This is a genomic window from Synechococcus sp. PCC 7335 (genome assembly GCF_000155595.1).
In the GTDB taxonomy this organism is placed as follows: Bacteria; Cyanobacteriota; Cyanobacteriia; order Phormidesmidales; family Phormidesmidaceae; genus Phormidesmis.
Genome location: NZ_DS989904.1, coordinates 2,234,531 through 2,249,105, shown reverse-complemented (window position 1 = coordinate 2,249,105; position 14,575 = coordinate 2,234,531). Strand labels below are relative to the sequence as shown.

At 48.5% G+C, this 14,575-nt stretch carries 10 protein-coding genes; 4 read left to right on the top strand and 6 right to left on the bottom strand.

What is annotated here, in order from left to right; all coding sequences use genetic code 11:
* Positions 1-102: 102 nt before the first annotated feature.
* Together S7335_RS09735 and S7335_RS09730 are read right to left on the bottom strand one after the other, a co-directional pair.
* On the bottom strand, positions 103-1,446 hold the full coding sequence (locus S7335_RS09735) for a URC4/urg3 family protein (RefSeq protein WP_006456009.1): 1,344 nt from the start codon (positions 1,444-1,446) through the stop codon (positions 103-105).
* The gene (locus tag S7335_RS09730; RefSeq protein WP_006456447.1) at positions 1,443-2,738 is read right to left on the bottom strand and encodes a GTP cyclohydrolase II; all 1,296 of its coding nucleotides are present in this window, start codon (positions 2,736-2,738) and stop codon (positions 1,443-1,445) included. The genes S7335_RS09735 and S7335_RS09730 overlap by 4 nt, the downstream gene beginning before the upstream one ends.
* A gap of 215 nt (positions 2,739-2,953) precedes the next feature.
* On the opposite strand from S7335_RS09730, the gene S7335_RS09725 reads away from it, so the two are divergent.
* Together S7335_RS09725 and S7335_RS09720 are read left to right on the top strand one after the other, a co-directional pair.
* Entirely contained in the window at positions 2,954-3,298 is a 345-nt protein-coding gene (locus tag S7335_RS09725) for a hypothetical protein (RefSeq protein ID WP_006453622.1), read from the top strand.
* A gap of 246 nt (positions 3,299-3,544) precedes the next feature.
* A complete protein-coding gene (locus S7335_RS09720; protein WP_083785062.1) occupies positions 3,545-5,068 on the top strand; it encodes a Rieske 2Fe-2S domain-containing protein in 1,524 nt (507 codons plus the stop codon).
* A gap of 109 nt (positions 5,069-5,177) precedes the next feature.
* On the opposite strand, the gene S7335_RS09715 is transcribed toward S7335_RS09720, so the two are convergent.
* The 4 genes from S7335_RS09715 to S7335_RS09700 form a co-directional block, all read right to left on the bottom strand.
* Entirely contained in the window at positions 5,178-5,597 is a 420-nt protein-coding gene (locus S7335_RS09715) for a TIGR02588 family protein (RefSeq protein ID WP_006453424.1), read from the bottom strand.
* On the bottom strand, positions 5,594-6,523 hold the full coding sequence (locus S7335_RS09710) for a TIGR02587 family membrane protein (RefSeq protein ID WP_006457535.1): 930 nt from the start codon (positions 6,521-6,523) through the stop codon (positions 5,594-5,596). Before S7335_RS09710 ends, S7335_RS09715 begins: the two co-directional genes overlap by 4 nt.
* Positions 6,524-6,785: 262 nt before the next feature.
* Positions 6,786-7,694 carry a DUF928 domain-containing protein gene (locus tag S7335_RS09705; RefSeq protein ID WP_006455422.1) on the bottom strand — a complete coding sequence of 303 codons (909 nt, stop codon included), beginning with the start codon at positions 7,692-7,694 and terminating at the stop codon, positions 6,786-6,788.
* Positions 7,691-10,162: a CHASE2 domain-containing protein gene (locus S7335_RS09700; protein ID WP_006454754.1), complete on the bottom strand. Its 2,472-nt coding sequence runs from the start codon at positions 10,160-10,162 to the stop codon at positions 7,691-7,693. Before S7335_RS09700 ends, S7335_RS09705 begins: the two co-directional genes overlap by 4 nt.
* A gap of 507 nt (positions 10,163-10,669) precedes the next feature.
* Here S7335_RS09700 and S7335_RS09695 point away from each other — a divergent pair.
* Both S7335_RS09695 and S7335_RS09690 read left to right on the top strand, forming a co-directional pair.
* Complete coding sequence (locus S7335_RS09695; RefSeq protein ID WP_038016012.1) at positions 10,670-11,821, top strand: hypothetical protein; 1,152 nt, start codon at positions 10,670-10,672, stop codon at positions 11,819-11,821.
* A 119-nt stretch (positions 11,822-11,940) separates the two neighbouring features.
* Positions 11,941-14,484 carry a filamentous hemagglutinin N-terminal domain-containing protein gene (locus tag S7335_RS09690; protein ID WP_006457593.1) on the top strand — a complete coding sequence of 848 codons (2,544 nt, stop codon included), beginning with the start codon at positions 11,941-11,943 and terminating at the stop codon, positions 14,482-14,484.
* Positions 14,485-14,575: the final 91 nt, after the last annotated feature.

The following is a 14,575-nucleotide window of genomic DNA, read 5'->3' as shown; positions in this document are numbered from 1 at the left end:
GCCGATGTTTAACAAGAAGACTGTTTAGCTAGAAAGCTAGCTGGCTAGAAAACTGACTAGAAGACTGGCTGGCTAGAGGACTAGCTAGAAGAGACAATTCAGCTAGAAGACGGTGCCATCGCTTTGAATTGTAATTGGGGGCGCCCCCATGGGTCTGAGCTGCTTGGCAATTTGTCGTCCGGCGGCCCAGGTACCGCCTTCTAGCACCTTGATTAAAGGTAGCTCTTCAGGGGATTTACCCAACAATCGTTGAACGCGATCACCAATTAAATCTAGCAAGACAATAGTGAGCGCTCGCCATTCTACGACCACGGGCGAGCCGGGTGCGTGCGATGTATCGGTGACGCCTGAATGCTTCGGTAAGAGGAGTCCCATATCAAGGCAAAGTCCGCCGTTGCGATATTCTGCGAGTCCAGTGAGGGCCTTTAGGTTAGTCACGGTTACACCTGCGGTTGCTAGCGGTTCGACCAGCGAATAGGTTAGCCACTGGGAAAGCTTGTGAAAGGGGACTAAGTTAGTGCCTAATGATGTGTCAGGAAGTTGGGGATGGGGCCAAACGTCGCCCAGGTTTGTTTGGGCGATCGCAATTCGACCCGGCCAGATTGCGCCAAAGCTAGTTAATACTTCGCTCAATAGTGCACCCGCATCTAGCTCAATTTTCTGTTCTTGGTCTTGATCTTCCACAGCGTGAGCTACTTGACGACCCAAGATGCAACGATCCAACAGATCACTCGGTCTAGCTAAAGCCGGGTTGGACAGATCGCTGAGGTTTTCTAAGGTTTCTCCCAATTTTTGCAAGAGGTTTAAACGACCAGAAAGGCCAATCAGCGGATTATCTTGGCTCACTTGAAAAGCTTGAGCAAGCTTCGCTTGGGTAAGGTTTTGCAGACCAGCCGCGTCGACCTGATAGGGCGCAGCCGAATCAGATGAAAAAAGACCTTGTTCAAAAGCGCAAAGACTAGCGACGGCAAGGCCCTCTGAGCGCTGCAAGGGCTGCTGAGCATCTCTTAGGTTAACTAAATCGTGAAAGCGCCACTGACTGCCGGCTCCAGCATCTAACAAAACGCTAACAACGGCCAGATCAATTTGCGATCGCGCTATTTGAAAGGAACCCGTCAATGAGTCAGATGGTGGTGTCTGCTTCTCCAGCGCCTGGTTTAGTCTCGCTAGACGAGGAACACCACCGACGTCGAAGTGCCGCCACCGGCTGTGAAAAGGAACATCGAAATCAGGATAGTTTTTTTGAGTGGTGGATACAACATAAGCGGCCACTTCGTCTAGCTTGTCTAGATTGCAGGCAAAATGCTCTAGCTGATCGCTCTGACATAGCTTAAATAACTGCTGGGCGCGCTCGCGAATTGCCTGTGGGGTCTGCAAGTAAGCGATCGCCGCCTGTTCTACACTCTGTTCTTGAGTTCGGCTGACGGTTTTTTCTACAATCGTCATGGTGTTTCCCCCGCACCGTCCTCGTATTGCCGACCGATAGTCTGGCTCAGTTTAGTCTCATCGGGCACTGCACCTTCAGTGAAATAGCCTGCCGCCATCTTCGCATTCATTTCAACCTGGGCATCTGCTGGAATTAGATCTTCAGGTATGGAAATGCGCTCAACAATCTCAATGCCCGACTGAACGATGGCATCGTACTTGAGATTACTCATAGAAACAAACCGATCGATTCGGGTCATGCCCAACCAATGCATGACATCGGGCATCAGCTCTTGGAATCGCATGTCTTGAACGCCGGCAACGCATTCAGTGCGCGTAAAGTAGGTATCAGCGCGATCGCCCCCTTCCTGACGTTTGCGCGCGTTGTACACCAAGAACTTAGTCACTTCCCCTAGCGCTCTTCCTTCTTTGCGCGCATAGATAATTACCCCTGCACCGCCTGCTTGCGCGGTTGATACAGCAACCTCGATGCCATGAACCAGATAAGGACGACAGGTACAAATATCAGAGCCAAACACATCAGAGCCGTTACACTCATCATGAATGCGTACAGCCAGCGGACGATCTGGAGCTGTAATCGCGTCAATATCACCTAAAATATAGACCGTAAGTCCACCAATAGGCGGTAAGAACACTTGCAGGTCGGGCCTAGTGACCAGTTCAGGAAACATGCCGCCAGTTTGTTCAAACAAGGTTCGTCGTAAGTCACTTTCTTCCACACCAAACCGCTGAGCAATGCCTGGCAGATACCAAACCGGCTCGATCGCAGCTTTAGTCACCACGAGTTCACCTTTTTGGTTCATGATTTTGCCATCGATCTGCACTCGCCCACTTGCTACCGCTTCTTGTAACTCAGGAATGTTGATGTGAGCTTTCGTGATTGCAATGGAGGGGCGGATGTCATAGCCTTTTTCCCTGAGTTCTGCAAACAGATTGTTATCAAGCGTTCCAAACGGGTCGAGGGAAACAATCTTGTTCGGCATGCCCCAGCTAGGGTGAGGACCGATAGAGACAGTAGGTGATGTGTTAGTAAGATCAGCGCGATGATCATGGTCTAAGGTGCCACTAGCGATCGCTAGCGCTCGATATATCGCATAGCCACCTGAATGGGTGCCGATAGCGTTGCGATGGCTGCGATTTCCTAGCGTGGCAATGATCGGCCCCCGCTCATTGGGATTAGGATGGCCCCAATTAATCGACAGTGGCTGCGCTTTTAAGTTCCCAGTATGAGAAGTTAAAACGATGTGTTTGTGACTAGGTTTATGACTAAACTGGCGGCTAGGTGGCTGCATAGATATCGTCGTAGAAAATGATTGTCACCGAATCCCCAAAGTAGCGCATTTCAGGCAACACGGATTGTAATTAAGACGTCAATCTAGTCGTGTGCCATGAAAGTGTTTAACTATTCTTTAATACCCGCTCAGCCTATTATCATTCGCTCCCTTAGGACCCTTGACATGATTAAGAAGTAACAAGCGATCTGACCATCGCGTCAAAGGTTCACCTAATGAAACAAATTTTACTCACGACAACAATTTCTCTAACAGCTACGTTCGGCTCAATACTAAGCGCAACCGCACCAGCCGCTCTGGCCCTCAAAGACACTCAATCTATAGCAACTCAACCGCTAGCAGCTCAAAAAACAGCTTCTGAAACCCCCTACGAAGCAACAGATCCTAAATACCAAACAGGAAATCAAAAGACCAAGGTCGAAGAGGTAAGTCAAAGCAAAGGACATCGCAGGTTTAGACGTCGAAGTTTCAGGCGTCGGGGGTTTGGTCGCCGAGGCTTTGGACGGCGGGGCTTCCGTCGTCGGGGGTTTGGTCGCCGGGGCTTCGGCCATCGACATTAGATAAAGCGGATTGCAACTAAGCGCGAATCACCACTGGGCTCAAGCAGAGATAGAACAGCTTACTTATCGCTTTGGATTGGCCGCTTTGAATTACGACACCACCTTCCTCTTCACTTTCCCTATGCCTACGGCTACATCTCTATGGCGCTCAACATGTCGTACCCAGCACGGGTACGCGACACGCAATACCCAACAAGCAGTGATCGATATAATGAGCAGCATGTGCGTAACTAACTCCCTAATGCTATGGCAAATGCTGTGGATAAACTAGATGTTCGGCCTACCCAGGCGAAGGTAGAAAGTCCTTCATACGATGAGTCAGCTTTGGTGAGAGACTCATCCCCCGAAGAGTCTTTTCAGTGGACACAGCAGTGGTATCCACTTGCAGTCGCTGACTATCTAGACCCGCAGCGGCCTCATGCTATGCAGCTTTTGGGCAAGGACGTTGTGCTCTGGCGTGATGGAACGGGCACCTGGCGCTGCTTTGAAAATGCCTGTCCTCATCGCCTGGCGCCTTTGTCAGAAGGGCGGATAGAAGCCGATGGCAGACTATTATGCGCGTATCATGCTTGGCGCTTTGATGGGTCAGGAAAGTGCGATCGCATTCCTCAATCTAAAGACCTAAAAACCGAAGCCAAATATTGTAACGATCCCCGCTCAGCGGTAGCCGCCTATCCTACCCAAGAACGCCAAGGACTGATCTGGGTGTGGGGAGACTCCAGCGCGGCGGCGCAACAAGCTAGCCAGCAGCGGGCTCCTCGCACGGTGCCTGAACTAGATAGCGATTCGAATAGAGTAGTTAGAGCCAGTTGGAACTTTCGCGACTTAGCTTATGGTTGGGATTTCTTCATGGAGAATGTGTCTGACCCAGCCCATGTGCCCGTATCTCATCATGGCTTGGTAGGCGATCGCTATACTGGCCCCAAGTTTTATGACATGCCGCAGCTTCGAGAAGTCACAACCCAAGGTGGCTTTGCCTATAGCGTCACGCCGACGCCGGACACCATCTCTACGGTTACTCACGATTTCCAGCCGCCTTGTCTGATGCGGATCTCAACTGAGTTCGAAGGTAGTGCCCAGCTGATTTTAGTTTTGTACGCGACTCCAACTTTGCCCGGCCAGTGCCGACATATCGGTCAGCAAATTCTAGTGAAAGATAGCACGGGTAAAACGCCGAAAGGATTAGCGTTCTTTGGGCTGCCAATGCCAACCTGGCTCAGCCATATCCTAGCCTCGCTATTTTTACATCAGGATATGGTGTTCTTGCACTATCAAGAACAGATAGTCGCCCAGCGAGAATCCCAACGAAAATCTTGGATTCGAGAGGTTTATACGCCTAATCCGCAGGACAAGATGGTGATTGCCTTTCGGCAGTGGCTAGCAAAACGAGCGGGCGGCGGAGTGCCTTGGCCAGCATCATCTACGTTGCCCCCTGTTGATGTCAACAAGGAGCGAGTCTTTGATGTATGGCATACCCACACGAAGAACTGCCAGGTGTGTCAAACAGCGCGCTCTCGAATAGGCTGGGTGCGTCGGATAGCCTATGGGGCAGCTATCTTCTTATTTGGAATAGCGCTGATGGTAGATGCAAGGACAACTGCACTCCAGGCCGCTCTAGATCCAACAGTAGCAAGCAGATGGCCGATGCCGCCTACAGAATTTTGGATTGCTCTGGTTCTAGCTGGATTACTGATGGCGCTGGGCTATGGGCTTCAGCGACTACAGCGACTGTTCTACAGATATGAGTTCGAGCACTTCAAGAATAATTAGTAAGAATAATTAGTGCCCATTTGAGTTAGGGAACGTATCAAGACACATAGCTTAAAACACATAGCCAACAACTCACTTTCTACTAAATTGAACTGTTGCAGTAGAAGGTCTATGGAGCTGAGTAGCTTGCGACTCTAACAGTTAACTCACCGTCACTGGGGTTGCGAACGAAGACAAAGGCACCTTCGGCTTCTTCGTCTCGAGAGAGAAAGTCTATAGTCTGCTCACCCCATTCAACAATCTCGTTATCGATGCGAAGTTCAGCAATGATTTGGACTGTAGCAGCAGTTGTGCCACCGAGGTTGGTAACAGTGAAAGGAACGTAGTAGCTAGCTTGGCGCTGTTCGGTGCTGCGAGTAGATATTTCTAAAATAGAGGGAGACTGGGTGCGATCACTCACCCACAGATAGCCCACACAGCTAACAATGATGAGCAGAATAGCTAGAGCTAAAAAGAAGCTAACCTGTTCAGTCAAAGATTGAGAGTCTGGCTGGCGCGAGCCTGATTTGTCTGAGTCTAACTGGCTCATACGACTAGTCTCCCGGCGGCACCGCCGATAGTGGCAGGCAGACCCAAAATCAATATTTGTTTGAAAGCGAGATCGACTGAGGCACTGATATCAATTTTCCCAAAAAAGCCTAGCATTAGCGCTGCTGCGCTCAGCGAAAGCAAATAAGAAAAGACGGTCTCGCTCACTGGCTTTTGAAAAAGGCCAGACTGGAGACGACGTTGTTCTTGTCGGGTGAAATTGGCCTGAAAAACAATGCCGTAAGACAGTAAAAGTGAGACAAAAACCATAAGCATCAGCCAAGGTCCATCGATAGCAGCCACCAGCACAGTTACTTCATCGGTTGGGGCAATGCTAAAGGCTACGATCAGCGCGCCGAGTAAGGTTGCACCAATGTCTGAAATGGTTTCGTTTAGGTTATCTTCAGGAAAAAGACGATCCATTTCACTAAGTTCTGATTGGGGAGATTCTGATTGAGCAGCAGGGGATGAGTCTGACTCTTTTGAGCTGTCGGCATTCCGTAAGAATTGATTAGCAAGCGCAACGCCAAAAGAAAAAGGAACACTCTCAAAAACAATCTGACCAATGGTTTCACTTAAGCGAGTATCGAAGGTGATTTGGCGGAAGATAACTAGCATTGACAGCGCACAAACAATGCCAAGGGCGAGTGCTTCTATCGCATCCTCAATTGCTTCTCTTTCAGTTGTTACCTGCGATTTACGAAAGCCACCCGTCCGGCTCAATAGATAAGTGCCCAACAGCGTTGTTAGCAGCACACCTGCTAGCTGAGGAGGCGATACCGATGAGCCAATCCACCAAACCTCCATCGTATAGAGCAGAGGAATACCAAATAGAAAGCCACCGCAGAGCCCACGTACCAAATCGTTGAGTTCGCCTCTAAGGGAACTTCCATGCCTTTGCTTTCTTCGGCGTTTTGACGATGCCATTCATCTTCGAATTGAACTATCCAAAGATCTTCTCATATTAGTGACGAAGAACACATTTTACCGGCAAGATATCTCTCTGTGTAGGGAAGCCCGACACTGGCTATCAAAATGGAAGATGGATATAGAAGGCAGCGAAAAAGATCAAACCCCGCGGCCAGTATAAAAAGTGAGCGGCCAGTGGGGTAAAAGCGAATAGTCAAGAGAAATTTTCACTGCCGCTTCATGCGCCTGCTTCACAGTGCCATACGGCCGCTTCAAAGTACTATTCCATCTCACAACAATCTAGCAGTGGCTGTTCGGACAGGTGCTCTAGATTTACGGATTTCAGTAAACTTTGCCAATCTCTCAAGATCTCAAGATCTGTTGCATTTTCTCTGTATCGTTCACCTAGTAATGTCAACGTTTCTTGCCAAAGGCCATTCTGTGCATAGAACATCGCTTGTTCTCTAGGAGAAGCAACCATTAGGGCCTCAGCACTATCAGTAGATAAGGGAGATTGCCGCGCTATCCGGCCTTCTACGAAATTAGGAGTATGTTGACAATAAGCTAAAAAGAACCAATGGTAGGTCGTATCTGGCTGAAGTGCTGGAGCAGAGTCAGGTAGAGTAATTTGAATGATGCCATGATTGTTACTCTCGAAAACATTAGTGGAGTTCTCGTTAGAAGTCTCCTTAGATAGAAGGTTTCGATAAAGTGTATTGTTGTCTTCATCTAGCAAAACAAACTCTAGTACCGTTGTTTCTAACGAATAGGGAACATAGAACCAGAACGATGGACGCGCCTGCGTGGTCAGACTAAAGATATCGTTCGCTGCCCTTATTTCCGTGGCCTCTTTATCTGTTGCACTTGCCCGTGAAAGTTCTGTCTCTGTCTCCATGTCAACTAGGCTACCTGTATCAAAAGAAGGAACCAGCGCGGTAAGCGGCAATTGACCTGCAATATGGCAACTACCTCTATTCGCTCCCCCTTCACGCCTACCGCCAGGGCGTCCTCGACTGGGGGGAGTAGGCATCGTGAATTCGATTGGCACGGGAGGTAGCTGTGCGAAAGCGCCCGCTGTAAAATGACGCCGAGCCCCAGTTGAGTCTCTAGCTGAGTACGGCCCAGTGATACCCATTGGTAGCAGAGCAAATATGCTCAGTAGCGAAAAAATCATCTGAGGGGCTTTCATGACGAGATCTCTATAGACTTAGGTAGACGATCAGAATAAAAAGATCGATTGAGGCTCAAAGATGGGTGGCCAAGTGCGAGTGTGGTTGTAGCCACAGCGACAGGGGCGATCGCAGCAGGTACCCAGGGCGCCCAGATAGCCGCTCTTGAAAATAGCAACCAGCAAAGGCCGAATAGTGCTAGCTCGCTGACTAGCAACCCCAATGCCAGCTTAGCAAGAAAGTGATTCCGGCTATTGCGAAGGGCAACAATTAGCAAGCTACCAATACCTGCCCAAGCCAAGATCCAAAGAAAGTCGAGCCAGCGGTTCCACGTTGTCAGAGTAGGGCGACCGTCCAAAACAGCGCTCAGCATCTGGCTAGTCATCTGGGCCTGCATAAAGACGCCTTTCGTTTCTCCAACGGCCGGGCTATAGGGCGTCAGCCACTGATCGTCGTTAAATCCGTTAGCGGTGGTGCCGATGATGATAATGCGATCGCGAATAGCCGCAGGTGCCACTGCTCCCGACAGGATTTCACTAAGGGTAATTTGCTCTGCGATCGCTTCTGGTCTTGGTAAACTGCGATAGTTCAGCAGCATCTGCCAGCCTTGAGCAGGACTCTTTACATATCCGCCTTCACTGCCTTCAAAGGGTCGGATTGAAACATCACCCATCCGCAGCACATCATCTTCGCCAAACTCAATCTCAATGCCCTCTTTGAGCAGATAGTCAAACGCCAGTAGTGTGGAAAGACCATACCTAGCGGTGCAAGGAGACACCGGATCGGGATCGAGCGATACTAGCTGCTTTCTGACCGCACCATCTGGGTCAGTCAGATAATCACTAAATCCTATTCGTTGCGTACCTGCCATCTCTGGCGGCGCCGGGATTCCCTCACTATCTGCCTGCTGATCTCGACTTTTGCAAACGCCAAAGAAATTGTTCTGCTCACTTAGGCGGGTTGCCAGCTCAGGTAAGTTTCTCCGGGCTGGATAGTCGCGATAGATATCCAATCCGATCGTGCGGGGCTGCATCTCCTGCAAGATTGTCAGCAGCCGCAATAGGTCTCCATCAGCTAGCGATCCCCGCCTATCCTCTGGATCTTGCGCGGCCACGTCGGCGTCCGTCACGGTAATCACCACTAAACGCGGATCGGGGCTTTCCATAGGCCGCAGCCGCATCAGTTGGTCAAACGCTCGTAGCTCCTCTGTCTGTAGCAGCCCCACAGAGCGAACTAGCAGCACCGCCGCCGTTGCCAATAGATAGGCTGCCCCTAAGAACCAACGATTAGATAGGCGATCGCGAGGGAGCGGGTGGTAGGCGATCGCCTCAATCGGCCTAGACGCTGACGCGAGCAAGCTTGACCAAGTAGGTGGCGCTTCGGCTGGATTTTGATAAAGAGTTGGCAGCCAGGAAGCGCAGGGAAAGTCGGACTCTAAGACCTGAAGTCTTTCTCTAGCATCGCGAACAGAAAGGGCTAGCGATTCGCCTTGGGAAAAGGCCTTTAGAAAGGCTCTTAAGAAATTGTGGGCAACTAGGTCTGGAACTGGCTCTCGCATTACCAGGACTTGTGAAATCTGAAATTCAGCTAGCGCGTAGGCCAAACCTAATCCGTCACAGGAATTAAAGATGGCGATTCTAAGTCCTTGAGCGACTGCTTTTTTCAGCGGGTTTCTAAGAGAAGAAAGAATAAGCGGTGTGGACTCGCTGATGTATAGCTCACCATCGGTGGGAGAAGCCAGATTCGTTAGTTGCGCTTCGTCCGAAGATACCTCAATAGAGTCCTTGAGAGATTTAGTAGCGCTGTGACCTGCGAAGAATAAGATATCCCAGCCTTCGGGTTCCCATAGACGCTCGCTCAAGGTTTCAAGATCGGGGGCAACTAGAAAGTGAACTTCGGCGTTGGGTAGGCGGTTGAGCAACTCTTGATCAGTTTTGAGATCAATGCCTTGGCTGGGTCCGATGATGGCGAGGATACGAATCTTGCTACGAGGGCAACGGTTAAGGGTAGGACTTTTTTCGTAGGTAGCGGCGCTGAGGGTGATTTCTAGCTTGGGATAGCGATCGCACACTTCCCACAGATGCCAAGGCAGTCGCTGCACGATACCTGGGTTGGTCTGCAAGATCAGCCGAATCACATCTGTGGCGTTGAGGTGCTCTAGCAGCTTGTTGTGAACATGACGGAATGAATCGGCTCGCAGCCACTGATTGAACTCTACACATAGCTGATTAGCGAGTTCATCGCAGTCTTCAATTAGCGAAACGTTGGTCTTATAAGCGATGGAATCAGGTTCTAGGCGACTAGGTCCTCCTAAGTTTCGATATGCTAGCTGCCACTTTTGATAGAGCGATCGCAGGTGAGGCGCGGCAGGCAGTCTACCTGAAATATCTACAGACGGCATTGCGCCCTCGTCACCGATTAGCAGAGTGACTGAAAACCCTGACGATAGGCTACCTTCATTCAGTTTTAGGGTGACCCTTTTGTCCATTAGCACGACCTTAGCAACGAGCTTGAACGCATAAATCTAGCAGCCGAGCTCTAAGTAAATGGAAGCTGAATAGATGAACTTACAAGGAGTGCTCGATCTACCTATCGGCGCAAAACTCAAAAGTTCTGCAACTCTTTTACTTTCGATTAGATTAACCATCAATCTTCAGTCATTTTCATCTCTAAGTATCTGTTTTTCACATGTCTTTTTCTATACATGACTGTACGCAGACTGCAGTCAGACGCTTAACTCGAGCGGCGAACTGTAGCGTTGGCAACAAGGTAGCGCGTTATCTATTGCTAGGTAGCTTCTGTTTAATCAACTTCTTTAAATATTTGTTTTGTTTAGATATTTGTTGGAGTGATCGCAGAAAACTACGGCGATCGACTGATAAATTGAAAACAATCGTTGAAAGACTTCATAGAGATGGATACGTCAGTCTCTATGAAGTCTCTGTACCTCTAGAAATCTATACCCCTATATTTCGTTCCTGAAAGAGCAAGAACCATGAACCTGATACCCCTGATTCTACGCCGCGTACTAGCAGTAATTCTAATCTTCATCCTCTTACTTGCAGATAGCTCCTCGGCATACGCAGGAAGGGTAAGAAGAGGAGGGACAGGAGGGACAGTTTCTTGTATTCAAGATCCGACATGCGGCTCTTTACTGATAAATGGTACTGAAACTATCAGTCAAAGGACACTAAGAATTCAAGAACCACAGTTGGCACGGCCTAATTTAGTAGAAGGAATTGAAGGTGCTTCAGTTAATCCAGACGATATTGTTGAGCTAGTCACCAGTGCGGTTATGGTATGGGAAAGTGCTTTTGATAGCTCAACAATTCCCCCATTTGAGATCACTGTGGATTGGGCTGACTTTGACGCTGACAACCAAACCCCCATTAACAGTATTCTCGCGGGTAGCCTAGTAGGTGGTATTAAGACTATCGGCGAAAACGACTTTCAAGCGCTAAGAGAGCTAGGTCGAACGCCCTCGACAGAATTTCCAGCGGTAGAAGACGAAGCACTAGCTGTGCATATATGCGGCTCATTGAGTAAGCCTGATCCTAGTGTCTGTAGCGAAGCTGACCGCACGCAATCGACCATATTGTTTAACAGTAATCTATTAAGTGTTCATCAAGTTGATGAGACTAGTCAATCAAAAAACGTTCCTGTGAAGCTATTCTTGGATTCCGATCCGCTCAACTCTGCTGTGTTTGGTCCTATCGAAGAGATATCGACCTCATCACCTAGAGTAAAGCGTAGCCCAAAATTGCTTGAAGAGTTACCCGAAGCCTACGTAATTGATTTATTCACAGTTGCGCTACACGAAGTGGGTCATGCGATGGGCTATTCTCAAGCAAACGAACGAATTGAGAACGTGCTGGCATCTCATATTGGCAAAACGGATATGCCAGATGTACTAAGCCCCTATGCGCCATTTGCTACGCGCAAGTGTCCTTCTGTTCAGGAAGTGAAAGCGCTTGCTGAAGTTGGCTCCTATGCGGTCGGCGCGCAGCCTTATCAGATATTGTCTGATAATCCTTGCTTAGTCGCTGGCGTGAATCTACCTTCTAAACCTAACGAAAATGAGTCGCGTCTCAACACAGTTTGGCAATCCATTATCAAAGCAATTCCAATTTTCTCTACCAATATCTAATACGTTAATTTGACAGAATCTGTAGATTTACAGTCAGTTTTTCACCAAATTGATGATTGGTAGGGTTTAAGCAACAGCTCTATCAGGTCATTTTCACTTTGTATAGTAGAGACATAGCTATGCTACCTCGTCAGTTTTTCTTGAGTGATGTTAGTCAACTAGCACAATATCTTAGTAGATATTATCTCTTGCCGCACTTTGCTTTCGTAGTAGCTTCAGTACTGTCCTTTGGTTTAGGTACAACTAATGCGATTGCTCAGGTCACTGAAGATGACAATATGTCTGAGAATACTACCGTGTTAGAGATCCGCGGCAATACCGGTGAGATCGAGACCTACCAGATCCAAGGTGGTACGCAGAGAGGCGAAGTGTTATTCCACAGCTTTAAGAGCTTCTCAATAAATAGGAACCAAACGGCTGAGTTTATGTCTAGCGGCGATATTAGCACTATCTTTAGCCGAGTCATAGGAGAAGCACCTTCAAACATCAATGGAACGATCAGCGCAGACGCAGTTGATATCTTTTTTATTAATCCAAACGGGATAACCTTTGGACCAACGGCTGCTATCAACATAGGCGGCTCTGTGGTGTTCAGTACTGCTGAGTCGCTTATCTTTGCAGAAGATGATAGTGAGTTTAGTAGCGTTAATCCTCAAGATGCACCTATGTTGACGGTGAGTCAGCCATTTGGACTGTTTTTAGGAGAGACGTCTGGAGAGATTATTCTCAATGGTGCGGAGCTTGATGATTTTAACGCTGATGAAACTGTTTTACTGGTCGGAAATGGGATTACGTTCGTAAATGGAGGTGGCGTTTTTGTAGAGTCTGGCCAGATCGAGTTATTGAGTCTAGCACCTGGCAGCAGAGTCGATATCTTACCCAAGAGGAATTATTTGGAGTCTTCCTTAGCTATGGAAGATATGAGTTTTTCAGATTTAAAGCTGAGCAACATCAGTTTGAAAGAGAGTTTTGTTGATGCAAGCGGGGAAGATAGCAGCACAGGCAACCCAGGGGGAGACATCCTCTTAAGGGGTAGTCAGATCAACATAGTAGACAGTGATATATGGAGCTTCAACTCAGGGGCTGCAGGAGGCGAAAGTATCTCGATCTTCGCATCGGGGGATCTCAACGTAGATAGTGCTGCAGAAATCTTGACAGAAACTTTTGGGATAGGGGAAGGCGGCGACGTCTTATTAGAGGCAAGGCAATTGAAAATCAAAGGCGGCTCAGATGTCTCTACTACAGCTCGAGGAAATGGACCAGGCGGAAATTTGATTATCAATGTGCCAAACGGAATGGTGGAGGTTTCTGGTATCACTGTGCTGGAAACAGATATTGGTCCTGTCAATAGAAGCAGCCGTCTGATTTCAAGGACAGAAGGAAAACAGTCTGCTGGAGAGATTTGGATTAATACACAGAACCTTTTAGTACAAGAAGGTGGACAAATTGATGCCGGACCCAGCGGTAGCGGTGATAGTCAGGGGATTCGGATTGAGGCGACTGAATCGGTTGAGGTGAGTGAAGTGATCAATGGTCTATATGGAATGATACCAAGCTCTATCAATACTGCTAGCAATGGTGATAGTACTGGAAACGCAGGCCCGCTTCGTATTGATACAAACCGCCTTGAAATCACAGACGGTGGTCAAGTCTTTACCACTACAAGTGGGGCAGGAAACGGAGGAAGTTTGATAGTTGACGCAGAAGAAGTTATTTTATCTGGTCGGGGGACTTCTGGTGAGAGATCCGGACTGTATGCTAGGACAAGAGGACCCGGAGATTCTGGACAATTGAACATAACAACTGGAGCGCTAGAAGTTCGAAATGGAGCGCGACTAACAGTGAGTACTCTTGATCCTGCAGAGGGAGATCTACTAGATGATGATTTCGGTAGAGTCAGAGAAGCTGTTATCAAGGCTGATAGTATCGTGCTTGATAATGGCGAAATTACAGCAGAATCTCGTTCGGGTGATGGTGGCAACCTAAATCTAGAGGTGCAAGATTCCATCCTATTGCAGAACGGCAGTCTGATTTCAGCCACGGCAGGAACGGCAGGCTTGAGTGGCGATGGCGGCAACGTTAATATTTCAGCACCGACAGGAATTATCATTGCGGTTCCCAATGAGGATAGTGACATTCTTGCTAATGCAAGCGAGGGAACAGGGGGCAATATCGATATCACTGCTCTAAGCATCATAGGGTTGGAAGTAAGGGATCTCGATCCCCAAAACGCCAGAGGCAATGGCACTAACGATATCGTCGCTAGCTCTGAAACTGGGACTAGTGGCGAAATAATCATCAACAACCTTGAGATTGACCCGGCAGAGGGCACTGTCGAACTACCCGCGCAGACGGTTACACTTGGGCAAGTCGCCCAACGCTGCCCTGCCGATAGCGAAGGGAACAACGCCTTTATCGTCACCGGACAGGGCGGCGCAACGCCTAGCCCCAGAGATGTTATTCGTAATCAGAATCTCGCATTTAGTGGTGCTGAGAATCAATCTGAAGACGAAGCGGTGATGCCTATAGTAGAAGCAGATGGATGGCATCGCGACCAAAACGGTACGGTTGTCTTTGTCGCACAAGCGCCGCTAGCAATGAATACACACGATGCTGCTTATCATTCCTGCATTAATCAAGGTGTTGCTCAAAATGCTAGTTAGGAGACACATCATAGGAGTACAAATCAAAAATAGAGAACAGAGCCGGAAGAACAATGAAGCGATCGCAATATCCAATCGGAAATAAAACACT